The organism is Halorarum halophilum (genome assembly GCF_013401515.1).
In the GTDB taxonomy this organism is placed as follows: domain Archaea; phylum Halobacteriota; class Halobacteria; order Halobacteriales; family Haloferacaceae; genus Halorarum; species Halorarum halophilum.
The window spans coordinates 2,738,128-2,760,398 of the sequence record NZ_CP058529.1; the positions used below are offsets into that span (position 1 = coordinate 2,738,128).

The following is a 22,271-nucleotide window of genomic DNA, read 5'->3' on the forward strand; positions in this document are numbered from 1 at the left end:
TCTACGGGCAGTTCCGATCCGACAGGCCTCGGGGTTCGCGCAGACCGCGGCCCCGTCCATTCCCACCTCGTGGTCGGACGGTCGTCACGGCTCGGGGATTCGGACGCGTATTCGGGAATCCGTCTATCTGGTTCGCGGCGATGGTCAGCCGTCGTCGGTGGTCGCAGTGGGGGCTTTCGTCAGGGGAGGTGGGCGGCGATCCGCTCTCGGTACTCCGCTTCGGTCAGGTCGAGCCGCGAGAGCCACACCTCCTGGTAGCTCGGGTGGAGGACGGGGAGGAGCGTGACGCAGAGGTCGGGGAGGTCGACGGGCTCGCAGACCGAGTCGAGGAAGCCGTCGAGTGCCCGACCCTCGAACGCCAGGAGCGTCTCGGTCGCGTGCTTCCCGGTGGCGACGACGACCGCCGGGTCGACGACGTCGAGTTCAGATTCGAGGTGGCCCCGGCAGTTCGAGAGCTCCGCGTCCGTCGGTTCGCGGTTGCTCCCGTCCTCGCCCGCTGGAAAGCACTTCACCGCGTTCGTGTAGAACGTCCGGTCGGCGTACCCCAGGTCGGCCAGCAGGCGCCTGATCCGCCGGCCCGAGTGGCGCGACGTGTACGCACAGCCCGTGTGGTTCCCGCCCTTCCACGTTCCGGCGTCCGGATCCCCGGCGCCCGGCGCCTCGCCGACGACCAGCACGTCCGCGTCGCGCGGGCCGTTCCCCCACGAGATGCACGTCCGCGACTCGACGAGCGCGGGACAGCGCCCGCAGTCGGGTTCGAGGACCAGGCGGTCGTCGGGGTCGGGGTGGTGGATATCGTCGGGTGCCTCCGTCACAGCCGTTCACCGACCAACGTCCGACTCCGTCGTCCGGTTTTCGCTCGCATCTGTTCGTGCTCGCGTTGGCGCCGGCGGGTAATCACTGCGCGGATGGGTTCGTGTCCGGTCACCTCCGTAGACGGGACGCCGATCCATGCCACCGGCAGGGACGCGTCGACGGTCGGCGAATCGGACGAACTGGGAACCACCGCGGTTTCAACTAGTAATAAGAACGCACTAGTACTTATTATCTCTCTGTGGTACAACTCCGTTGAGAGATACCCGAGAACCGTAGTGTCCCGACATGGAGTACAGACAGGCGAGGGAGATGAGCGGGGCGACCGAACGCGTTTACGAACCCACTTTGTCCCCGGATACGGTGTTCGAGGTGCTGGCGGACCGCGACCGCCGCGCCGCGCTGAGCTACCTCCGGGAGTCCGAGGACGACGCCGTCTCGTTCGAGACGCTCACGACGCACGTCGCGGAACGGGACGCCGACCCCGACGGCCGCGACCGCGGGCAACTGGCCGTTCGCCTCCACCACGCGACAGTCCCGAGGCTGGCCGGGGCGGGACTCGTCGAGTACGACGCCAGGAGCGGGAGCATCCGCTATCGCGGTCACCCGGTGGTCGAACGGTGTCTGGACTGCGCCCTCGACTCCGGCGCGTCGGCGACGTCACGGTGACGGCACCGGTCGCGGTCACTCCGTCAGCGGGAGCAGGATACCGAAGCCGAACACGGAGACGACGACGCCCAGGATGCTCAGGTACTCCACGTCCGTCAGCAGCGTCGCCTCCCAGCCGGGGAGCGCGGCACCCGTCGCGTGCGCGCCGGCCTGGACGAGGAACGCGAGCGCGAACGCGGCCACGCTGACCGCGACGCCGCCCTTCGTCAGCCGCGCGTAATCGATGTCGCCGTATCGGCCCATACCGGCGGTGACCGACACGCGACCGTGTGCTTTTCGGTCCGGAACCGTCCGGCGGTCGCCCGGGCGTCGACCGAAAGGGTCAGAAGTAACCACGCGCTTCCCACGGCCATGCCGGAACACCTCTTCGACGTCGTCTGGGCCTTCGGCGCGTGGCTCCTCTCCGCCGTCGGCACCGTCGGTCTGACAGGACTCGGGGTCTACTTCGAGCACGTGGGACAGGTCGAGTTCGCCGCGGGCCACACGGAGTACGCCGCCGTCCACTTCGTTCTCGGGCTACTCGCGCTCGTCTGGGGACTGTACCTCTGCGGCTACGAGGTGTTCCTCCCGAAGACCCGCGCGTACCTGACGAAGTAACCGGTTCCCGTCTCGAACCCGGATCGGGATCCGAACCGTCCCGGACGTGGCTCCGATTTACAGCACGTCGGCGACGGCCGGCGCGACCGACACCGCGCTCGCCTCCCGCTCGACGGTGTCGGTGCCGAACACGCGCTCGACGCCCGCGGCCGCGAGCTTCGTCCGCGCGTTCCCGACCAGCATCGGGTGGACGCAGGCGATGAACACCCGCTCGGGGCCGCGCTCGTGGAGCGCCGCCACGGCCTCGCTCATCGTCGACCCGGTAGCGATGATGTCGTCGACGACCACCACGTCCCGTCCGGCGGCGTCGGCGTCGCTCGGCCGGACGGTCACCTCGCCGGTGTCGTAGTCGCGCTCCTTCTCGAAGTGGTCCACCGCGCCGCGACCGTAGGCGTCCCGTGCCGTCGCCGCGATGCCCCGGGCGCTCTCGTCCGGCCCGAGGAACAGCGGGTCGGCCAGGTCGTCCGGAAGCGGGTCGGCCAGCCGCGCCGCCGCGTCGACGACGACCGTCTCGACGTCGAAGAACTCCGCCACCCCGGCCTCGTGGGGGTTCACGAGCACGACCCGGTCGGTCCCGGTGGAGACGGCGCGGGCGACCGCCCGTGCCGAGACGGGCTCGCCGGGTTCGAACGCCCGGTCCTGTCGGGCGTACCCCATGTACGGGATCACCGTCGTCACCGCCTCGGCGCCGGCCCCCCGGACCGCGTCCTGCAACTGGAGCAGTTCCACGAGCGCGTCGTTCGAGACGGTCGCGGCGACGACGACCGCCTCGCCACCCGCGAACTCGGGCACCGAGGCGCATTCCTCGCCGTCGGGGAACCACCGGTACTCCGGGGTCGCGAGCGGCCGGCCCGTCTCGTCGGCGAGCGCGGCCGCCAGCGACTGCGAGGCGGACCCGGGTACGAACATACGCGGGAGTATCCGTCCCCGGGTACAAACCGGTTCCTACTCCCCGCCGTCGGTCGACCCCGAACCCGGCAGGACGACCGCCGCCCCGTCCGGGACGCCGATGTGTCGGCCGCGCCAGGGACTACCAGCGTCGGCGCCCCCGTCCCCCGGTTCGGCTCCGGCCGCGTGGACCCGGATCTCCCCGCCGTCGGTGACGGCGACGAGCAACTCCGACGCGACCGCGGCGTCGACGACGCCGGCTTCGGGGTGCGCGTCCCACTCGACCCCGTCGTCCGCGCGCTCGTACACCTCCTCCGGGGTCGCGGCGACCGCACGCTCGCCCGCGGCGTCGGTCGCTACCGCGCGGAAGTCGCCCTGGAGGTCGCGCATCCAGCCGTTGCCGAGCGTGTACAGCGCCTCCCCGGTCACCGCCAGCGGGACGCCGCCGGCCGCGACGTCGCGGACGTCGTCCAGCCCGACGTACTCGACCACGCCGCCGCGAACGCGGTGGACGCCGTCGGCCGCGGCGACGAGCGACCCGGCCATCCGGCGGGGTTCCTCGACCTCGCCGAGCGCCTCCCACTCGTCGGCACCCCGGACGAGCCGCGAGACGGTGCCGTCCGGGGCTGCCGCGAACGTCGCGTCGCCGTCGACGCCGACCGCGACGGCCGGGCCGTGGTCGGTCGGCTCGAACCCGCCGACCAGCACGTCCTCGTCGGTCGCGACCGCGAGCGCGTCACCGGCGGTCGCGAGGTCGCGGGCGGTACAGCGGTGTTCGATGCCGAACTCGCCCACGATGTCGTCGGAGACCTCGACGCGCACGACGCCGATGGTCGAGGCGACGAGCGCCCGCGTCGTCCCGGTCCTGGCGTCGTACACGCGCTTTTCGTCGATGGTGGGCATTCGTGTTCCCTCGTGGGTCGAGTGCGTCGGTCTCACCGATAAGCGGTGGGGTCCGACGTCCCGGGGCCCCCGGCGGTCCTCGTCGCCGACGGGGGGCCGACTTGTATTGGCAACCCCCGCGTTCTTGCAACCGGACCGTCAATCGCCGTCCATGAGCAAGTCATCGGGCGGCGGCCCGTCCAAACGGAGCAGCACGCTGACCAAACTCAACGTGGCGTCGCTCCTCGTCCAGGCGGGCAACGCGCTCCGGAAGGGGAACAAGAAGGAGGCCGCCCTCCTGTTCGGGGCCGCGACGATCGCGCCGCGCTTCAAGGGGGCGTCGTACCTCATCCAGGGCGGCGTCAGCCTCAACAACCTCCGCAAGCGGTTGCGGTAGTCGTCCGGCGCGCGATCAGCCGATTTTTCCGAACGGGAACCGGTCGGACCGACCCTCGGGGTCGGTTTGACGCGAGAGTCTGCAGATTCGAGTTCCGAGGTCGACACTGACGGTTCTACGAGCGGGTGTAACAAGCGCGAGAATCGAATGGGTTCCGGATCCGAAACGTCCCCGGAGAGGCCGGGTCGGGACCTGGCGACGCTACTCGTCGCTGATCTCGGCCGAGCGTCGGTACCGCTCCCGTAGCCGGTAGCCGGCGACGGTGCCGTCCTCCTCGAACTGGATCGCGTACCGGCCGAGCAGGTCCTCGGTGTCCGGGATCGCCTTCCGTTCCAGCGCCTCGACGACGACGAGCCAGCCGCCCTCGCCCTCCGCGTCCTGCCGTTCGATCTCGATGATCCGGTCCAGGGGGGCGCCGACGACGTCGGAGGTGACGGACTCGGCGAGCGTCCGGACGTCCAACACGCCCGAGATGTCGCCCTCGGTTCCGTCGCCCTCGGCGTCCGTCTGCTCGGTCTCATCCTCCTCGTCGCCTTCGTCGTCGGCCTGCTCGGCTTCCTCGTCTTCCCCCTCGCTCTCGGCGTCCGACTGCTCCTCCTCGTCGTCCCCGGCATCCGATTCCTCGGCGTTCTCGTCACCTTCGTCACCGTCGTCGCCTTCACTCTCGGCCTGCTCGGCGCTCGTTCCGCCGTCAGTGGCCGTTGCACCCTGCTCGTTCGCGGCCTGGGCGGCGTCCGCGCCGTCGCCGCTCCCGGCCGCGTCGTCGGCAGTCTCGTCCTCGGGGTCGTGCTGGAAGCAGAAGCCGTCCTCGCCGGCGGAACGGGTGCACCGCTCGCCGTTCGCCGTGAGGGCGCGACACTGCTCCGAATCCTGTGTGTTCGCCATTGGTCCTTTCTCCGGGGTCGTCGGTCAATTATTCGGTTCGAACGCGGACTTCCACGTCAGGCGCTGGACGTCTCGACCTCGAGTTCCTGGAGGTCCTCCAGTTCCCCGGAGGCCTCCGCGCGTTCTATCTTCGCCATCTCACTCGCGTACTGGAGGAACGTGTCGACGGAGGCGACGACGACGCGCGCCTCGACGGTCAGCAGTTCGATACCGACGACGGACACGCGGGCCCAGATGTCGATAACGATGCCTTTGTCGAGTACGCGGTCGAGCACGTCGGCCAGACTGGACGTGTTCGGTCCGGTTTCTACCATGGGGCTTGCTGTATTTCGTCGACATCGGGTTTAGGCCTTATTGCCGTCTGTCTCACAGGAAATCGCCGAGCGCCGTCGAGGGCGGCCCAGCCGGCCGATTCGACCGGCTGAACGCGGAGACGTTCGCCCTTCGGTCCGTCCGAGCGACCCGTCCGCCTACTCCCGGATGGAGAGCCACCAACTGAGGTCGTCGAGCCGCAGTTTCAATCGCGTCGGGAGCTTCCAGACCGCGTCGTCGTCGGGGAAGAGCCGGCGGTCGAGGTCGTACTTGTCGTAGACCGCCGTGCGGTCGGGCCAGGACGGCTCGACCGACTGGACCAGCGGGAGCTTCCGCCTCGCGAACCGTTCGGCCTGGCTCAGGATGTTCGACTGGCGCGGGCGGCTGGGTGGCCGGTGGCGGAAGATAGCGTCGTCGAGGTTCGAGAGCGCCTCGTGTACCGTCTCGGGGTGGCGGTGGCTCGGCGGCGTTCGGCAGTGCCAGTCGACGATCTCCGTGTCGGCGGCGACGAACGCCTCGACGTAGTTGTCCGCGAGGTGGTGCCGGAACGAGAGCGTGGGCTGGTTGCGCAACACGAGGAGGTCCATCGCGTTGTGGACCGAGTCGGCGCGGCGCATGCTGGCGTCGAACTCGGCCCCGAGGGAGTCGGCCAGGAACTCGCCGGGGTCGCCGGGGGCGTCGCCGACGTCGAGGCCGCGCGTGCTGAGCAGGTCGCCCGCGCGGTCGACGAGCTGCGCGCTCCCCTCGGGCAGGTACCCCAGCGTGTCGAGCAGCGACGACACCGGGTCGACCTCGGGGTCGACGGACCGGAATGACACCTTCGTCCCGAACAGCTCGGCGCCGTCACGTTCGAGGAAGTACCCCTTCAACAGCGTGTCGTACAGCAGCCCGTGGTAGATCGTCTCGGCGTCGATCGCGTCGTCGTAGCCGGCGTGGTGGATGTGCAGCGACTCGCGCAGCCCCTGCGAGTACAGCACCTTTCTGTCGTCGAGATAGCGCGCGTCGGGCGCCAGCACCTCGTGGGCGAGCCCGTACTGCGTGGCGAGCTGCTGGGCCACCGCCGCCTCCTGGGAATCCGCCCAGCCGACGGTGTAGCTGTGGGTGATGTCCGGCACGCCGACCAGCATCGAGCGGGAGTCCTGACCGGCCGAGAGCAGGATCCCCTTCCGGTCGGGGAGCGAGCGCCGGCGCTGGATGGCTCGCCAGAGCCGGTCGGACAGTTCGCCGGCGTAGTCGAACTCCCGGGGTTCGTAGACGAACCGCCTGAGTTCGCCCACGTCGTCCGCGGCGAGGTAGCCGTCGAACGGGATCCGTCGAACCGGCTCGAACAGCGTCTTCTCGCCGAGCACCGTCCCGAGGTGGAGGAACTCGAACGGCGCCCGGTCGTCGAGCGGCAGCGCGGCCGGGACGCTCGCGACGGTCGCGAGGTCGGTCCCGAACAGCCGGACGCCGTCGACGTCCGTATAGAAACACTCCCACGAGCGGATGGCGTCGGTCGCCACGAGCGCCTGCCCGTCGTGTTCGACCACCGCGACGTACGAGCCGTTGGCCGCGGCGAGCCCCTCGCGTCCCGCCTCGAGGTACGAGTCGTAGAGCTCCGCGGCCGGACCGCCGTCGGCCGTCGCGTGGGCCTCGCCCCAGATGACGCAGAAACCGTTCTCGCCCCGATGGATGTCGGTCCGTCCCGGGTAGCCGAGATGGCTGTCGCGCACGCCGACGGTCACCGCCTCGCCCTCGAGGACGGCGTCGAACTCCGCCTCGTCGCGGAGCGCGCGGAAGGCGTCGATGCCGCCGAACACCCCGAACAGCTCCTTGTTCATGTGGCTACCCCCGGGAGTCGGCGGTCTGGTGGCCGCCGCGGATTCCACTCCGGACCTCATTGCCGTTCCGTCGCGACGCTCTCGTCCGTTCGCCGGGCGATCAGTTCGGTCACCGGCATCTCGAGGAACGTCACGAGCGAGTACAGTTGCGGGGCGTAGTTCTCCCCATCGAGGTGCTCGCGGTAGCACTCCATCGCGCCATCGCCGTCGAGGAACGGCAGCGCGTCGAGCAGCTCCTCGCCATCCTCGAGGGCGTCGTGGATGAACGGTCGTGTCCGAATGAGCTCCGACCGGTCGGGCCACGGGCCGTGGTCGAGGTGGGACTCGGGCGGTTCCTCCTCGAAGATATGTTTGCGGCGTAGCCCGTTGAGGTTCTTCCCCATGAAGTCGACCAGGAACGGACGGTCCAGCGAGACGCCGGTACTGGCGTGGGGGATGTCCGCCAGCTCCTCGTCGAACACCCCGACCGCCTGCTTGACCATGTTCCGGCGCAGCTGGTAGCGGATCGGAACCTGTTGCTGGAGGTCGAGGAGCCGGTTGTCGAGGAACGGCGAACGGTACGGGGCCAGTTGCATCAGGCTCCGCGAGAAGACGGCGCTCGACTTCGCGCTCATCGGGACGTAGTCGCCGTACATGAGGAGGTCCTGGAACGACCCGAACCGGACGCCGTGGTTGACGATGCCGTCGCCGTCGCGGCTGATGTTCGCCGCCAGGATATCCGCGATCGATCCGGACGTTCGCAGGTACGGCACCGGTTCGAGCGCCTTCTCGGCCTGCACCTCGACGTAGTCCCGGAGGGTCTCGACCGGCTTCTGGACGGGGAACGAGATCTTCCCGACCGACCCCAGCGAGACGCTCCAGGTCGGGAGGTGATGGCCCGCGAACAGGGTGTCGGCGTTCAACCCCGATACCAGCACGTCGACGTCGTCGGTTATCTCCGACTCGAACGCCTGGAAGCCCGCCTGGTCGAACCAGCTGCTGAAGTTCAACAGCTGGGCGGTCCGGTCGAGGACGCTCCGTTCGAACCCCTCCTCGCGCTTGAGGAGGCGGAACTCGTCGCCGTGGGTCTCGGCCGCCCGCCGTGCGGTGCGGGCCTCACGGCTCATCCAGCTCGCGGAGTGGTACGTGGTCACGGGCTGGTCGAGCGCCGCCTGCACGAGCCGCGAGTCGCCCCCGCCCGACAGCAGCAGGCCGTAGTCGAGGTCGTCGCGCGTCCACTCCGAGATCACCTCGTCGACCGTCTCGGTGAACTCCTCGAGGTACTCCGAGAACGGCCGGTCGACCGGCTGGTAGGTAGGGCGCCAGTAGCGGTCGACCGACACCGAGCGGTCGTCGAGGTCGACGGTCGTCACGGCGCCCGGCTGGAACTCCTCGACGCCTTCGAGGGGCGTCTTCACGCCGGGAACGCGCCGGAGCGTCAGGTACTCCTGGAGGTAGTCGAGGTCGAACGCTACGTCCACGGTGGGGTGGTGGGCGAGCGCCTGCGCGTTCGAGGCGAACACGAGGCTCCCGTCCCGGCCCCGGACGTGGTAGATCGGCCTGGTCGCCAGCCGGTCGGTCACGAACGAGACGGTCCCCGCCGCCCGGTCGTGGATCACGAGCGCGAAGTCGCCGTTGAGCTCCTCGACGAACGACGTCCCGTGTTCGTCGTAGAGGTCGGCGCAGTAGGCCGCGCTCCCGTCCGACGGCCCTCGGCGCGGGGCGTAGTCGTCACCGCTCCCGTGGCCGTAGACGTCACCCCACACCCACAGCGAGACGTCGCCGTCGGCGGCCGTGACCGGCTGATCGCCGGCGAGCAACCCGTGGAACGACGTCGCCAGCGCCACGTCGCCGTCCTCGTACCGGCCCGCCCGCTCGTCGTCGCGCCAGCCGATCCACTCGGCCAGCGGGTCGACGTCGTGGTCACCGCCCAGCTGGCCGCAGATACCTACCATCGCGACCACTTCACGCGTTCTGCCGACTGTCCCCCCGTTCCCGAAGTAGGAACTCCACAGTGGCCTCCCGTTCCCACGTGCATACCATATCATCCCCGCTCGCGTTCTTGTAGGTGACGAATTGATTGCAGGGATTCGTTTTATGATTAAATGTTTTCGTGCTGAACTCTCCGAGCGAGCCCAACCACTTTACTGTCTTCCCGTACGATGTACTGGGGAAGACGAGTTCGAACGACCGCGGCCGACCGACCCGTCGTGTCGGCCGCCGAGACGATCACCGACGAACGAGGACCCCAGGCCGGCCGTCGGCAGCGACCGACGAACGCCGCCGCGGCGTCGTCAGCCGAAGACCGCGGCCCGCCCCGACACCGGCCCACGCGGGCCCTCCCAGCACCACACCATGTCGAGTCCCCATCTGTACCTGTACGGCGTCATCGAATCGGCCGACCTGCGGTTCGAGACCGACGCGGTCGGCGGGGCGACCGAGGTCCGGACCGTCAGCCACGGCCCGCTCTCGGGCGTCGTCTCCGACATCGAAACGACCGAGCCCGAACGAAACGACGAGGACGTGGAGGCCCACGACGAGGTGCTTCGCGAACTCCTCACGCGCGACGAGGAACTGACCGTCGTCCCGATGCGGTACGGGATGGCGTTCAAGAACGCCCGCACCCTCAAGAACCTCCTCCGGCAGGCGCGCCCCGTGCTCACGCGGTCCCTGCGGGAGGTCGAGGGATCGGTCGAACTCGGGCTGAAGGTCCTCGACGCCGAGGATGGCGACCTCGACCCCGAGGCGGTACGATCGGCCGCCGAGCGGTTCGACGAGGTCAGCGAGAAGTACGACGATGGCGACCTGTTCAGCGACCGGCTCGTCCTCAACCGGTCGTACCTCGTCGACCGCGCGGACACGGACGCGTTCGACGAGGCCGTCGAGTCGTTCCGCGAGGAGTTCGGCGACGACGTGATCGTCCAGTACAGCGGGCCGTGGGCCCCGTACAGCTTCGTCGACGTTCACATCGGGGTGGAGCAATGACGCTCATCATCGACGACCTCCTCTTCCGGCCGTTCGTGTCGATCCTGGACATAATCCACGCGACGGCGGTCCAGGAGCTGTACGACGTGGAGGCCCTCCAGGCAGACCTGAAGGAGAACCAGCTCCTGTACGAACTCGGCGAGCGTTCACAGGAGGAGTACGAGCGCCGGAAGGCCGAACTCGAGGCCGACCTCGACGCGGCGGAGGCGGCCCGCGAACAACTTCGGAGCAAACAGCTGGAGGTGCGAGGATGACGGACGACGAGCCACGCGAGGAGTCCCCGTCAGACGAGACCCCCTCCGACGACGAGCCGTCGACCGACGACTCGCGGGAGGACGAGCTACCCGACGAGGAGTCCACGGACGAGCGGGAGGCGGACGGACGGGAGGCGGACGCCGACACGTCCGGTGACGGGGACGACCGTCCGGCCGAGGCCGACGGGACGTCGGAGGACACCGACGACGGCGGAGACGACGCGGTCGCCGAGGACGACGGGGACGACGGAGCCGACGAGGAAGGCGGCGACGACCCGTCCCGCCGGGCCGACGACACCCCCGGGGAGGGGGACGGCAAACCCGACGAGGGGGCCGACGCGCCGCCCGACCGCCCCGACGAACTGTCCGTCGAACCGTCCGGGACCCTCGACGACGACGGGGGGGACGGGTCGAAGACGCTCGGGGAGCGACTCCACGAGTTCGCCGTCGACCTGCTCGAGACCGGGACCGCCGCCGGAAGCGATCGCGGCGGGCGGATCTCCTACGGCTACACCGCCCGGACCGGCCCGCGCGGGCCGGCGGCGCCCCACCGCCGCCGTCGACCCAGTCGCAGTAGCAGGTCGTCCGGCGCGTCGGCGCCGGACGCGCATACGAGCGTCGCCCGCTACGAAGACGAGATCCGCGTCACCGTCGACCTCCCCGGCGTCGACCCGGACGACCTCACCGTCGGCGTCGACCCGGAGCGCGACGAGCTCGTGGTCGCCGTCGACGACACGGTGCTCACCCGCGTCCCGCTGGAGGGCACGAACGTGGTCGACGACAGCTGGCTGAACAACGACGTACTCACCGTCCACCTCACAGACCGATGACCACAGAACCCACCGTCGAGGACCGGCTCGCCGACCTCGACGAGACGGCCCGACGCGAACTGGACCGCCTGGACGAGCACCTCGCCGAGGTCGACGACCTGCTCTCGTGGCTCCGGGAGGAACTCCCGGAGGACGAGGGCGGCACCGTCGGACAGCTCCGCGAACTCGTCGAGGCGATCGACGAGTTCGAGGACGTCGTCCGGAAGGCGGACCCCGAGACGATCGCGGCCTCCATCGACACGGAGGAGATCGACGCGGACGACATCCGGGCGATGCTCGACTCCGAGGAGGATCTGGGTGTCAAGGACCTACTCGAGATACTCGACCTGGAGGGGCTGTGGCACGCGACCGACGTCCGCGACCTCTGGAAGGAGATCCAGGAGTTCCAGGACGAGGCCGAGGACGTCGGCCTCGGGGCGGACGACGAGGACGGGGACGACGGGGACGGGGACGACGACGGCATCCCGGGGATCGACATGGGCGACGCCGAGCTCGACGACATCCCGGATGGGATGGCCGACGAGCTCTCCGAGAAGCAGCTCCAGTCGACGGTGATGGACGGCGTCGACGAGTTCCGGGAGACCCTGATCGCCGCTCGCTCGGAGCTGAAGGAGCTCCAGGAGGAGAACCGGAAGCGGATGTCGGACCACAAGGACGAGGTCCACTCCCGGAACCCGACCGCCGTCTCGACGATGCCCAGCGCGCGGCCGAGCCACTACCCTGCCGGCCAGTACTCGACGGTGCCCCAGGAGACGCGCTACTCGTCGGCGCCGAACAAGCGTCGCCTCTACGGACGCCGGCTCGACGAGGTGGCCGAGGAGGCGGAGGAGGCCGAGGATGCCTGAGACGCGACCGACCCGCGACCAGAGCGACCTCGCGGACGTGCTGGAGCTCGTCCTCGACAAGGGGGTCGTCATCAACGCGGACGTGGTGGTGAGCGTCGGGGACACGCGGCTGCTCTCGGTCGAGATCCGGGCGGCCATCGCCTCCTTCGACACCGCCGCCGAGTACGGCCTCCAGTTCCCGAGCGGCACCGACACCGACCGGGTGGCCGCGGCCGCGGGCGTCCCGCCCATCCGCGACAGGCCGGAGGACCAGGCGACGCTCGACGAACTCGGCATCGAGGCCGCGACGTCCGGGGGCGGGTCCGGGAACGACGGCGACGCCGTCGAGATCGAGGCCGACGAAGAGTCCGAGGCCGACGACGAAGCCGACGACGAGGCCGAACCCGAGGAGGTGCCGGAGGCGGATGACCAGGATTGACGTCGACGGCGAGGACGGCGACGCCGCCTCTGGGGTGACGGCGCTCGTCGTGGCCGTCGTCGAGATCCTCGTGGACGCGCTCGAACACGAGGCGCTCCGCCGGATGGAGTCCGGCAGGCTCACCGACGAGGAGATCGAGCGCGTCGGCGCCCAGCTCGCCCGGATCGAGGACGAACTCGAGGCGATGAAGGAGACGCAGGGGATCGAGGACGAGGTCGCCCAACTCCGGGGCGACCTCGACTCGCTCGTCGGCGACGCCGTCCGGACGCTCGGCGAGGAGGTGGACGAGGACGGACCCCCGCGGACGGCGGAGGAGGCGCGGACGACGGACGACGGTCGGACCGGGGAGGACGTGGCGAGCGACGAGGACGAGGCCGGGGCGACGATCGATGACTGACGTCGGCTTCGAGGAGGGGCGGTACCTCTACTGCGTCGTCGACACCACCGGGGAGGGCCCGGAGGGCGAGGCCGGCCGGCGCGAGTTCACACCCGAGGGTATCGAGGGCGGCGAGCCGTACGTGGTCGAGTCGGACGGCGTCGGCGCCGTGATCCAGCCGCGGGGCGAGCCGTTCGACAGCGACGACCTCCGACGGGTGAAGCGCTGGCTGATCGCCCACCAGCGCGTCGTCGACGAGGCGGGCCAGGCGTTCGGGACGCCGCTCCCGTTCCGCTTCGACACGATCCACCGGGGCGACGACGACGCCGTCCGGGAGTGGCTGACGGCCGAGCACGCGACGCTCCGCGAGCACCTCGACGAGTTCGCCGGGAAGTGGGAGTACCGGGTGACGCTCACCGCCGCCGGCGAGTTCGAGCCGGACGACGAGGACCTCGCGGACCTCCGCGCCCGCATCGACGAGGCGGGCGAGGGCGAGGGGTTCCTGCTCGAGAAGCAGTACGAGCGACGGCTCCGCGAACTCGAACACGAGCGCGACCGGGACGTCGCGGCCGACCTGCGGGACCGACTCGAACCCCTCGTCACCGCCGTGGAGTCGGTCGAGGGGTCCGATTTGCTCGGCGAGGGATCCGGCGGGGACCGCGTCGCCGGGCTGGCGCTGCTGGCCGACCGCGAACGCGAGGGTGACGTCGGCGCGGAACTGGACGAGGTGGCCGCCGACCCGGCCATCGAGGTGGAGTACACCGGGCCGTGGCCGCCCTACTCCTTCGCGCCGGAACTGGGGGGTGAGGAGTGAGACCGACGAAGGACGAGGGCGCCGTCGTCGACCTCGTCGACGTCCTGTTGGAGAAGGGTGTCATCCTCCAGGCGGACGTGGTCATCTCCGTGGCCGAGGTGCCCCTGATCGGCGTGAACCTGCAGGCGGCGATCGCCGGGATGGCGACGATGACCGAGCACGGTTTCTTCGAGGAGTGGGACGACGAGATCCGCGACCGGGACGACGACCGGCGGGGCGTCGGCCGCTTCGGAACGCCGAACACCACCGCACCCGCCACGGGCAACGTCGCGCGGAGCGTGGGTCGGACGGTCGCGGACCACGATGGGCTACTGGAGACGACAGAGACGCCCGGGGCGGCGGACGACGATGACGGCCCGGTGGAGGCCCTGCAGACCGACGACGCGAACGAAGGTGGCGACGATGGCGACGGTGATGACAACAGCGGTGACGACGGTGGCGACGACGCGGACGGCGATGTCGACGGCGACGACTCCAATGGCGCGGACGGCCGCGATGGTGCCGACGAGGCCGACAGCGAGGCCCCCTGATCGTCGTGAGGCCCCGTATCGAAACCCTTAGTGTCGGACTCCGCAAAGCCCGTGGCATGCAGAAGCTCATCGTCCACGGCGACCCCGGCATCCGGAAGGAGGCCATCATCAACTACGGGGGCGAGGAGATGGTCGTCTTCGGGCTCCAGCGCCAGGGCGACTGGCACGGCCCCGACGAACCCCAGCTCTGGTGCACCATCGGCACCGAGGCGGAGCGCGAGACGTTCGAGAAGCGGAACTACGTCCCGCACTGGCTCGACGTCGAGACGATCGACGCGGAGGCGCTCGACATCGTGAAGGCGAAGGGCGACCTCGCGGTCTGAGTCCGCACGCGCCCCTTTTCGACGCCGATACGACTTCCCCGCAGTCGTCGCCTCGTCCGTGAAACCGCCCTTTGTGTCAACGGCGGGTATTTATCCGGCGGCTCGGACGTGGCGGTATGGTCCGGTTGAACTCGGAGACCCTCTTCAACGCCGCCGCGGCGATCGTGGCGACCATCGCCGCCCTGATCTTCATCGTCAACGTCGAGTTCGACTACTCCCCGGTCTCGAAGGTCGCGCTCGTGCTGGCGTTCCTCGCCGGCATCCTCCTTATCACGCAACGAACCGGCGACAACCAGTTGACGGTCCTCGGCTATGGGGTCATTGTCACCTCCTGTGTCGCGCTCTTCCTCGACGTGGTGAACACGTTCGACGCCGGAAACACGCTGACCGCGCTTGGACTGCTGGTGATCGCGGCCCTGCTGTTCGGGCTCCGCACGCGACTCGGCGAGGACCACCGCTTCCTCACGGGAACCCAGGCGACGTCCCTGTTCGGCGTCCTCGCCGCGCTCGCCGCCGTCGTGCTCGTAGTCGACGTCGCCACCGGCGGACTCGCGTACGAACTACGGCCGGAGAGCGAGGTGGAGGTCGTCGAGGAGCCTCGCGGCGAGTCGCGGCTCGCCACGCTCGTCGTGACGAACCCGACGCCGTTCCCCGAGCGCGTCGACACGCCGAGGTACGGCGTGTGCGCCGCGGGGAACTGGAGCGAGTTCGCGCCGCCGTCGGAACCGGGCGAACCCGAACGCGAGGTCCGGCTCCACGTCGACGTGCAGAGCGGATACAACGAGCACGTCTTCGGCTACGGGACGAGGTCGTATCCGGTCTCCGTGTACCTCGACGGGGCCGATTTCGACGGCGAGACGTTCCCCGTCGAGACGACGTCGGGGTGTCCGGACGAGGGGACGGGGCCGCCGTACATCGCGCTCTTCGAGGTGCCCGTGGACAGGCCGTACGGCTACGCCGTCTGATCGCGGAGCCACTCGGCCGACGTGACGTCCGCTCGGGACGAGCGATCCCCCGTGTTCCCCCGTCGAACGCCGCGTCTCACTCCGGCAACTGCTCCTGATCCACCCGGTACAGCGTCACCTTCGGCGTCTCGACCACGGGCTCGATCCCCGGAATCTCTCCGAACGCGACGGCGTCGTCGCCGTAGCGGATCTCCTCGCCGGGGCCGACCCACACGTACCGGACGTCGTACTTCCTGAGCACCGCGACCGTCCGGGATCGCTCGGTGTACGCGTCGTCCACCTCGCGCACCCGGTCGAAGTACGCGTCCGGGCCGCGGTAGCCGACCTCGTGGTGCCACCCGGCGACGGTCTGGACGCCCGTCAGGCTCGCGGCGGGGCTGGCCTCCCACTGGTACATCCCCGGCCCGTGGCCGTACAGCGGGTCGGCCCCGGGGTAGGCGGTCGTCGCCGGCGCCGAGAGGATGACCGGCTGGCCGTCGCGCTCGTCGAGGTACCCGATCGCCGGCGCCTCCTCGGGGTGGTACGTCTCGACGAACTGCGTCGCGTCGAGCGTCGGGCCGTCCGGCGGTCCGCCGTCGAAGTGCGCCGGGAGCGCGAGCGCGGCGTACATCCCCGTCGTGACGATCAGCACGGCGACGAACACGGCGGCGACGTCCCGGCGCGCCTCCCTGCTCGGCCACACGCTCGGCCGGGAGACTGGCCCGAGGAAGGACGCGAGCACCACGCCGAGTGCGGTCGCCCACAGCGGCCACACCTGTGCGTACGTCTTGAACACGGTGTTCATCCGGCCCGGCCCCGCCTGCTCGTTCAGGTACACCACCTCGACGAGCAGGACCAGCCCCGCGCCGGCGACGACGAGGACCGTCTCGAACCCCGCACGGTCGGTCCGGAGGGCGGCCCAGGCGACGACGAGCAGCGGGAGCAGGAGCGCCAGGGCCGGGAAGTCGATGGCGAGCGCGACGGCGACGAACCCGACGAGGGCAGCGGCCAGTTCGAGCGGCCGGTCGGTCCCCACGCGCCCGAACAGGTACGCGCCGAACGTGACGAGGAAGGCGCCGTGGACTCCGAGGAGCCCGGGCAGCCCCGAGCGCATCTCGAGGGTGAGCAGTTCGAGCGTCCGGGTGCCGCCCCCGCTGGTGGCGATGCCGTACAGGAACGGGACGGCGAGGAGGACCGCGAGGGCGGCCGCGCCGGCGACGAGCGCGCCGGCGACGACCGGTCGGGCGAGTTCCGCGGCGAGCCGCGAGTCGTTCGTGGCGCGGTCGACCCACTTCCCCGCGGCGCCGGGTAGGAGCGTCCAGGGGGGTGCGTGCGCGAACGTCAGCCCGAGCCAGACGACGCCGAACACGCTCGGGAAGCTCCAGGTGTTGACGACCGCCTGGAACCCGCCGACGACGGGGACGACGCCGAACAGGAGGAGGCGGCGGCGGGTGACGCCAGAGTAGGCGGTCGGGTCAGCGACCGCGGTGGCGCCCACGGTTGCGTCCGCGGCGGTCGCGTCGGCGTCGACGCCGCTGCCGTCGGCGGCGGTCCCGTCGACCTCGTCGGCCGTCGCGCCCGCCCGGTAGAGCGCGAAGGCGAGCGCCGCCGCGAGCAGCAGGAACGGCGTGTCCGTCATGTGCGCGTGGAGGTCGCCGTTGAGCCAGGCGAACAGCGGGAACTCGTTGATGGTCCCCTCGATGACCCGGCTGGCCGTCCAGTAGGAGAACTCGCGGGTCGTGTGCTCGGCGGGATCGAAGCCGAGCGTCTCGCCGAGGCTCGTCTGAACGCCGGCGGGCAACGCGTTGAACAGGACCCAGCCGCCGGTCGTGACGTTCGCCGCGAGCCCGGTGAAGAAGGCGGCGAGCCCCCCGGCGACCCGGCGGTCCAGCCCGCGCGCGGCGGCGACGTTCCCGGCGAGGTCGAACGCCGCGGTGACGAGCATCGCGTAGAAGCCGGCGAGCGCGAGGTTGTACGCGAACTCCGCCGAGGTCCCGGTGAGCATCGCGAGCAGGGCCGTCAGCAGGTGGCCGCCGTAGTAGTAGCGAACCGGCTCCCCCGCGAACCACATGTCGCGGGGCGGCAGCACCTCGGCCCGGAGCAGCGAGTTCAGGAGCCCGAAGTCGAGGAACTTCTCTCCCCCGCCGGCGACCACCGCCGGGTCGACGGCGCGGACCGCGACGAGGAACGCGAACGACGCGAGGAAGACGACGGCCGCGTTGCGGATCGCCGTCCGGTTCACCGCGACCGCGGGCTCGAACTCGCCCGCGCGGAGCGCGTCGCGGTCGAACGCGGCGAGCGCGGAGAGGCCGACGAGGACGAGCAGCGAGAGGAGGAGCGCCGGGAGGCCGAACGCGAGGTGGCCGACCCAGAAGGAGACGACCCCCATGACGAGCAGCGAGAGCGGGAGGGCGAAGCCGGCCCCGCGGGAGGCGGAGTCCGGGAACAGTCGCGCCGCGAGGGGGAGTCCGAGGGCCGCGAGCGCGGCGTAGGCGACGAGCCACGTCGCCACGAGACCGTATTCCATCGGCTATCACAGATGGCCGACCGGGTAAGTCCCTTTTGGACCGACGCCGGATCGGTTCACCGACCGAACGACTCGGATCGACCCAGCGGCCGTTCCGCACGGCTTTTACCCGCCCCCCCGGTATCGGAGCGCATGCCGACCGTCGGCGTCGTCGTCCCCGCCTACGATCCCCGCCCCGAGCGGCTGCGCGCGTACCTCCGCGACCTCCGCGCGGTGCTCGACCCCGACGAGCTCCGCGTCGAACTCGACGCGCCGGCCCGCGAGGGGGCCGCCTCGCTCGACCTCCCGGCCGACGTTGACTGCAACGTGGCCCGCCGCCGCCGCGGGAAGGGCGCGGCCGTCACCGCCGGGTTCGAGGCGCTCTCGACCGACGTGCTGGCGTTCGTCGACGCCGACGGGGCGACGCCGGCCGACTCGTTCGCGGACGTCGTCTCCGGCGTCACGGAGGGCGGAGCCGACCTCGCGGTCGGCTCCCGACGTCACCCGGCCGCGGACGTGCGCTCCCACCAGACGTTCGCCCGGCGCTTCCTCGGCGACGGCTACGCCTGGATCGCCCGCCGTCTGCTGGACGCGAAGCTGTACGACTACCAGTGCGGCGCGAAGGCCATGACGGCCGGCGCGTGGGAGACCGTCCGCGACCACCTGTACGAACCGGGGTTCGCCTGGGACATCGAACTGGTCGCGGTCGCCGCGGCGCTGGAGTACGACCTCGTGGAGGTCCCGGTCACGTGGGAGGACCAGCCCGGGTCGACCGTCTCACCCGTGAGCGACACCATCGACATGGGCCGCGGCCTGCTCGTCGCCCGCCACCGGGCACGGCTCATCCGCGACGATCGACTCCACCGACTCCTCGACCGCGAGGGCGCGACCGCGCTCGTCGAGCGGCCGGGCGAGGAGCCCGACCCGGGGAGCGACCCCCGATGACCGACGGCGGCGACGGCGGCGGAGTCGTCGAGGGCGGAACGAGCGCGGATAGCGCAGACGGTGCGGAGAGCGCGGTCACCGAACTCGCCTCCGGGACCCGGATCGGACAGTTCGTCTCGGTCGGCGTCGCCGGCGCCACCGTGGAGACGGTCATTGTCGCCCTGTTGACCGCCGGGTTCGCGGCGCCGCCGCTGGCCGCGAAGGCGCTGGGGGCGGAGACGTCCATCTCCCTGATGTTTCTCCTGAACGACCGCTACACGTTCGCCGACGAGGGGGACGCCGGGCTGGCCGCCCTGGGCCGCCGCTGGGGACGATCCCACCTCGTTCGGCTCGGCGGGCTCACGGTTGCGTTCGTCGTGCTGTGGCTGCTGACGGCCCGGACCGACGTCCAGTTGGTGATCGCCGGCGCGGACTTCTGGCCCACCGTTGCCAACGTCATCGGCATCGGGGTCGGGATGGTCCTGAACTACGTCGCCGAGAGCCTGTTCACCTGGCGCGTGCTCGACTGATTCGTGGGTGAGAGTCGCATACGGCGGCGGATTTGGAAACACAACCCTTACAAGCGGTGACCGTGTTCGCTTCGATAGCGGGATGGGATAGCCAGGAGATTCCGCCGGGCTCATAACCCGGAGATCGGTAGTTCAAATCTACCTCCCGCTATGTTCTGCGACGCGCACTGCGAACGACGACCGAAGGGAGTCGTAAGCCGCGCGCCGCGTCGGGCGTCCGAGGTAGATCTGGAACAGGGAGTCGAGCGACCGTAGTTCAAATACTACCTCCCACTATACTTCCGGCGCACAATACAACGACGAGCGAAGCGAGTCGTGAACCGTGCGCCGGAGTTCGTGTCCGAGGTAGATTTGATAGTAGACGAGGCGCGCGCAGCGGAGCGAGCACGCCTCGGCGTGGTTCAAATCTACCTCCCGCTGCCTCTCCGCGCGGTCGCTACCGAACGACGAACGGGGCGTATCGTGAACCGTGACCGGCGAGTGCAACGAACGCAAGGATCGGGACGTTCGCTGTCGGTTCGGCTCCCCCGCTCGATTCTCGCCCGGTCGAGTTACCGGCGCGCACGTCCCGGAGTAGCCGCTGGTTAGGTCGGCTGCCGGCGAGCGCGGGGAGGCGCCGTCGCCGGGGAGTTCCGCTTCACGGCCGACTAATTATGCCGTCCGACGACGTGTATGGGGCCGTGTCGAATCACAGCCGTCGACGATTCCTCGCCGCTGCCGCGTCGGTCGGCCTGGCCGGCTGTGCCGAGCCGCTCGGCTGGAGCCGTGGCGACGGATCACGAGGCGATTCAGCCGGCGGCTCGGAAGCCGGCGGCGGGAACGCGACCGGCCGTCCCGACGAGGCGACGGCCCAGCCGACGGAGGCGCTACCCGAGCCCACGGGGACGGTGGACGTCAGGGGGGCGATCTACCTCCCCACGCGGGCGTTCAACACCTACCAGATGTGGAGCGACTACGACCCGGAGGTCATCGAGCGCGACCTGGGGTACGCCGCCTCGGTGAACCTCAACGCCGTGCGCACGTGGCTCTGCTACGAGCACTGGCTCGAGGACCCCGAGGCACACGGGCGGGCGCTCGAACACTTCCTGACCGCCGCCGCCGCCGAGGGGATCGAGGTGCTCCTCGGGGTCTTCGAGGGCGTCGGCGAGCCGCCGACGGAGGAGAACCTGACGAACACGAACCCGGTCGACGCGGTCGGCGTCTACTCGCCCTCCGGGCAGGTCGTCCGCGATCCCGGCCGGTGGGATCGCCCCCGCGAGTTCGTCCGGTGGGTGATGGAGCGGTACCGCGACGACGAGCGGCTGCTGGCGATCGAGATCATGAACGAGCCCGGGTGGACCATCCAGCAGCGGTTCGCCCGCGGGATGTTCGAGACCCTCCGCGAGGAACGGGGCGACGTCCCGCTCACGGTCGGCTCGACCAGTTTCGCGAACAACGCGGACTACCTGGACTGGGAACTCGACGCCATGCAGTTCCACTACAACTTCCCCTCGACGCGGGCGATCGTCCGGGACGTGCTCCACCAGGCGACGAGCATGGAGGAGGCCGCCTCGATGCCGGTCTGGTTCGCCGAGTGGCAGCGGCTCCGCACCGGCCGCGGGTTCAACTCGAAGGTCCAGGGCGACGAGTGGCAGCCGAACTACTCCTCGATCGCCCCGTTCATCCACGACGCCGGCGTGGGGAACTTCTTCTGGACGCTCATGGTCCAGCCGGCGTACACGGTCGCACAGCGCAAGCAGGGCGTCCTCGTCGGGATGTTCCACGAGGACGGCGCCGTCTGGGACCTCGAGGACGCCCGGTCGATCAAGGCCATGTCCGGCGACCCGTCCGTGGACCACCTCGAGGAGCGGAAGGAGTGGCCCGAGTGGGCGAGCGAGGCCAGGCGCGATTGAGCTAGGGCGGTTCGACGCGCAGGTACTCGGGGTCCGATTCGCGCGGCGTCAGGGTGAGGTGGGACGCTTTCCCGGATACCGCCGGGCTACGCCGTCTCGTTCCGGTTGACGTCGGCAACGTGGTTCCCGCCCAGGCGGTTGTCCTCGAGTTCGACGTCGTCGTTCGACCGCATCAGGTCGACGCCGATCACGTTCCCGGAGACGTCGCTGTCCGCGATGGTCACCTCGCGGGACCAGTCGAGGTCGATCCCGTACCCGTTCTCGGTCGCGTTGACGCCCTCGATCGTTCCGCCGGAGACGTTCCTGTAGTAGATCCCCCGGTCCCAGTCGGAGACGGTGACGTTCCGGACCGTCACGTTCGTCCCGTTCGCCGTCACGCCCCGCGTGTCGCTGATCCCCCTGCCGTCGACCACGTGGCCGTCGCCCTCGAAGAGCACGTCGTCCGATTCGATCCTGATGCATGACTCCGAGAGTCGCGTGTGCTTGTCGTTCTCGACGTCCGTCGTGAGGACGTACGCGCCCGGCTCAGTGATGGTCGTACACGAGTCGATCCGCGTCGCATCGGCGCCGACGCGCGGCGAGTCCGATCCGGGGGGCGCCGTGCTGTCGATCGCGAACGCCGATCCCACGAGCACGGCGCCGACGACGACCACCGTGACGATGGCGACCTGGCCTCGCTGCATGTCCCCCACCGTAGACGCGCGAGCGGCATAGCTACTCCCCCCTTAGCGCGCCCCCGACGGCGGTTGGGGCGGCATAACGGAGGGCGCGGTCCACTGGTAATGTCGGGAGAGATCCGTCCCGGGGGATGCCGTATCGGCCCCGTACCACAACCGATCGGGTCGAGCGATCGCGGAG

Annotated in this window: 26 protein-coding genes and 1 tRNA gene; 17 read left to right on the top strand and 10 right to left on the bottom strand. The window is 70.2% G+C overall.

Translation table 11 applies throughout. The features are described 5' to 3' along the window. Positions 1 to 179 precede the first annotated feature (179 nt). Positions 180 to 815: a uracil-DNA glycosylase family protein gene (locus tag HUG10_RS13790; protein ID WP_246310144.1), complete on the bottom strand. Its 636-nt coding sequence runs from the start codon at positions 813 to 815 to the stop codon at positions 180 to 182. Positions 816 to 1,101: 286 nt separating this feature from the next. Between HUG10_RS13790 and HUG10_RS13795 the strand changes: the two genes are divergently transcribed. Beyond that, entirely contained in the window at positions 1,102 to 1,482 is a 381-nt protein-coding gene (locus HUG10_RS13795) for a DUF7344 domain-containing protein (RefSeq protein WP_179170125.1), read from the top strand. Positions 1,483 to 1,497: 15 nt separating this feature from the next. On the opposite strand, the gene HUG10_RS13800 is transcribed toward HUG10_RS13795, so the two are convergent. Continuing rightward, positions 1,498 to 1,725 carry a DUF7860 family protein gene (locus HUG10_RS13800; protein ID WP_179170126.1) on the bottom strand — a complete coding sequence of 76 codons (228 nt, stop codon included), beginning with the start codon at positions 1,723 to 1,725 and terminating at the stop codon, positions 1,498 to 1,500. Between the two features lie 108 nt (positions 1,726 to 1,833). On the opposite strand from HUG10_RS13800, the gene HUG10_RS13805 reads away from it, so the two are divergent. Further along, positions 1,834 to 2,079, top strand: a complete 246-nt coding sequence (locus HUG10_RS13805) for a hypothetical protein (protein ID WP_179170127.1) — start codon at positions 1,834 to 1,836, stop codon at positions 2,077 to 2,079. 57 nt (positions 2,080 to 2,136) lie between these two features. Here HUG10_RS13805 and prs read toward each other — a convergent pair whose 3' ends face one another. Both prs and HUG10_RS13815 read right to left on the bottom strand, forming a co-directional pair. Next, positions 2,137 to 2,988: a ribose-phosphate diphosphokinase gene (prs, locus tag HUG10_RS13810; RefSeq protein ID WP_179170128.1), complete on the bottom strand. Its 852-nt coding sequence runs from the start codon at positions 2,986 to 2,988 to the stop codon at positions 2,137 to 2,139. A 36-nt stretch (positions 2,989 to 3,024) separates the two neighbouring features. Continuing rightward, positions 3,025 to 3,870, bottom strand: coding sequence for an HVO_0234 family beta-propeller protein (locus HUG10_RS13815; protein ID WP_179170129.1), 846 nt, complete (start codon positions 3,868 to 3,870; stop codon positions 3,025 to 3,027). Positions 3,871 to 4,021: 151 nt separating this feature from the next. On the opposite strand from HUG10_RS13815, the gene HUG10_RS13820 reads away from it, so the two are divergent. After that, positions 4,022 to 4,246 carry a hypothetical protein gene (locus HUG10_RS13820; protein WP_179170130.1) on the top strand — a complete coding sequence of 75 codons (225 nt, stop codon included), beginning with the start codon at positions 4,022 to 4,024 and terminating at the stop codon, positions 4,244 to 4,246. Between the two features lie 201 nt (positions 4,247 to 4,447). On the opposite strand, the gene gvpO is transcribed toward HUG10_RS13820, so the two are convergent. The 4 genes from gvpO to HUG10_RS13840 all read right to left on the bottom strand — a co-directional run bounded on the left by gvpO (position 4,448) and on the right by HUG10_RS13840 (position 9,197). Beyond that, positions 4,448 to 5,131 (bottom strand): gas vesicle protein GvpO, halophile-type, encoded by a 684-nt coding sequence (gene gvpO, locus HUG10_RS13825; protein WP_179170131.1) that lies wholly within the window; start codon positions 5,129 to 5,131, stop codon positions 4,448 to 4,450. A 56-nt stretch (positions 5,132 to 5,187) separates the two neighbouring features. After that, positions 5,188 to 5,445: a gas vesicle protein GvpA gene (gene gvpA / locus HUG10_RS13830; protein WP_179170132.1), complete on the bottom strand. Its 258-nt coding sequence runs from the start codon at positions 5,443 to 5,445 to the stop codon at positions 5,188 to 5,190. Positions 5,446 to 5,601: 156 nt separating this feature from the next. Then, positions 5,602 to 7,263: an asparagine synthetase B family protein gene (locus HUG10_RS13835; RefSeq protein ID WP_179170133.1), complete on the bottom strand. Its 1,662-nt coding sequence runs from the start codon at positions 7,261 to 7,263 to the stop codon at positions 5,602 to 5,604. Between the two features lie 56 nt (positions 7,264 to 7,319). Then, entirely contained in the window at positions 7,320 to 9,197 is a 1,878-nt protein-coding gene (locus HUG10_RS13840) for an asparagine synthase-related protein (protein WP_179170134.1), read from the bottom strand. Positions 9,198 to 9,597: 400 nt separating this feature from the next. On the opposite strand from HUG10_RS13840, the gene HUG10_RS13845 reads away from it, so the two are divergent. The 10 genes from HUG10_RS13845 (at position 9,598) to HUG10_RS13890 (ending at position 15,582) form a co-directional block, all read left to right on the top strand. Beyond that, positions 9,598 to 10,227 (top strand): GvpL/GvpF family gas vesicle protein, encoded by a 630-nt coding sequence (locus HUG10_RS13845; RefSeq protein ID WP_179170135.1) that lies wholly within the window; start codon positions 9,598 to 9,600, stop codon positions 10,225 to 10,227. Next, complete coding sequence (gene gvpG, locus HUG10_RS13850) at positions 10,224 to 10,481, top strand: gas vesicle protein GvpG (RefSeq protein WP_179170136.1); 258 nt, start codon at positions 10,224 to 10,226, stop codon at positions 10,479 to 10,481. Before HUG10_RS13845 ends, gvpG begins: the two co-directional genes overlap by 4 nt. Next, a complete protein-coding gene (locus tag HUG10_RS13855) occupies positions 10,478 to 11,311 on the top strand; it encodes an Hsp20/alpha crystallin family protein (RefSeq protein ID WP_179170137.1) in 834 nt (277 codons plus the stop codon). The genes gvpG and HUG10_RS13855 overlap by 4 nt, the downstream gene beginning before the upstream one ends. Then, positions 11,308 to 12,156: a hypothetical protein gene (locus HUG10_RS13860; RefSeq protein WP_179170138.1), complete on the top strand. Its 849-nt coding sequence runs from the start codon at positions 11,308 to 11,310 to the stop codon at positions 12,154 to 12,156. Before HUG10_RS13855 ends, HUG10_RS13860 begins: the two co-directional genes overlap by 4 nt. Next, on the top strand, positions 12,149 to 12,574 hold the full coding sequence (gene gvpJ / locus HUG10_RS22195) for a gas vesicle protein GvpJ (protein ID WP_179170139.1): 426 nt from the start codon (positions 12,149 to 12,151) through the stop codon (positions 12,572 to 12,574). Before HUG10_RS13860 ends, gvpJ begins: the two co-directional genes overlap by 8 nt. Further along, on the top strand, positions 12,561 to 12,971 hold the full coding sequence (locus tag HUG10_RS13870; RefSeq protein ID WP_179170140.1) for a gas vesicle protein K: 411 nt from the start codon (positions 12,561 to 12,563) through the stop codon (positions 12,969 to 12,971). The genes gvpJ and HUG10_RS13870 overlap by 14 nt, the downstream gene beginning before the upstream one ends. Beyond that, on the top strand, positions 12,964 to 13,764 hold the full coding sequence (gene gvpL / locus HUG10_RS13875; RefSeq protein WP_179170141.1) for a gas vesicle protein GvpL: 801 nt from the start codon (positions 12,964 to 12,966) through the stop codon (positions 13,762 to 13,764). The genes HUG10_RS13870 and gvpL overlap by 8 nt, the downstream gene beginning before the upstream one ends. Further along, positions 13,761 to 14,294: a gas vesicle protein GvpM gene (gvpM, locus tag HUG10_RS22200; protein WP_218780597.1), complete on the top strand. Its 534-nt coding sequence runs from the start codon at positions 13,761 to 13,763 to the stop codon at positions 14,292 to 14,294. Before gvpL ends, gvpM begins: the two co-directional genes overlap by 4 nt. A gap of 56 nt (positions 14,295 to 14,350) precedes the next feature. Continuing rightward, on the top strand, positions 14,351 to 14,617 hold the full coding sequence (locus HUG10_RS13885; protein WP_179170142.1) for an HAH_0734 family protein: 267 nt from the start codon (positions 14,351 to 14,353) through the stop codon (positions 14,615 to 14,617). Between the two features lie 116 nt (positions 14,618 to 14,733). Then, a complete protein-coding gene (locus HUG10_RS13890; protein WP_179170143.1) occupies positions 14,734 to 15,582 on the top strand; it encodes a hypothetical protein in 849 nt (282 codons plus the stop codon). Positions 15,583 to 15,658: 76 nt separating this feature from the next. Here the strand turns inward: HUG10_RS13890 and HUG10_RS13895 are convergent, their stop codons facing one another. After that, positions 15,659 to 18,088, bottom strand: coding sequence for a DUF2298 domain-containing protein (locus HUG10_RS13895; protein WP_179170144.1), 2,430 nt, complete (start codon positions 18,086 to 18,088; stop codon positions 15,659 to 15,661). A gap of 132 nt (positions 18,089 to 18,220) precedes the next feature. Between HUG10_RS13895 and HUG10_RS13900 the strand changes: the two genes are divergently transcribed. The 4 genes from HUG10_RS13900 to HUG10_RS13915 all read left to right on the top strand — a co-directional run bounded on the left by HUG10_RS13900 (position 18,221) and on the right by HUG10_RS13915 (position 21,413). Then, positions 18,221 to 19,012, top strand: coding sequence for a glycosyltransferase (locus tag HUG10_RS13900; protein ID WP_179170145.1), 792 nt, complete (start codon positions 18,221 to 18,223; stop codon positions 19,010 to 19,012). Further along, positions 19,009 to 19,521, top strand: coding sequence for a GtrA family protein (locus HUG10_RS13905; protein WP_179170146.1), 513 nt, complete (start codon positions 19,009 to 19,011; stop codon positions 19,519 to 19,521). The genes HUG10_RS13900 and HUG10_RS13905 overlap by 4 nt, the downstream gene beginning before the upstream one ends. 76 nt (positions 19,522 to 19,597) lie before the next feature. Next, positions 19,598 to 19,672 (top strand) — tRNA-Met (locus tag HUG10_RS13910). Between the two features lie 529 nt (positions 19,673 to 20,201). Further along, positions 20,202 to 21,413: a glycoside hydrolase 5 family protein gene (locus HUG10_RS13915; protein WP_246310145.1), complete on the top strand. Its 1,212-nt coding sequence runs from the start codon at positions 20,202 to 20,204 to the stop codon at positions 21,411 to 21,413. Positions 21,414 to 21,499: 86 nt separating this feature from the next. On the opposite strand, the gene HUG10_RS13920 is transcribed toward HUG10_RS13915, so the two are convergent. Further along, the gene (locus HUG10_RS13920; RefSeq protein WP_179170147.1) at positions 21,500 to 22,096 is read right to left on the bottom strand and encodes a NosD domain-containing protein; all 597 of its coding nucleotides are present in this window, start codon (positions 22,094 to 22,096) and stop codon (positions 21,500 to 21,502) included. Between the last annotated feature and the right edge of the window lie 175 nt (positions 22,097 to 22,271).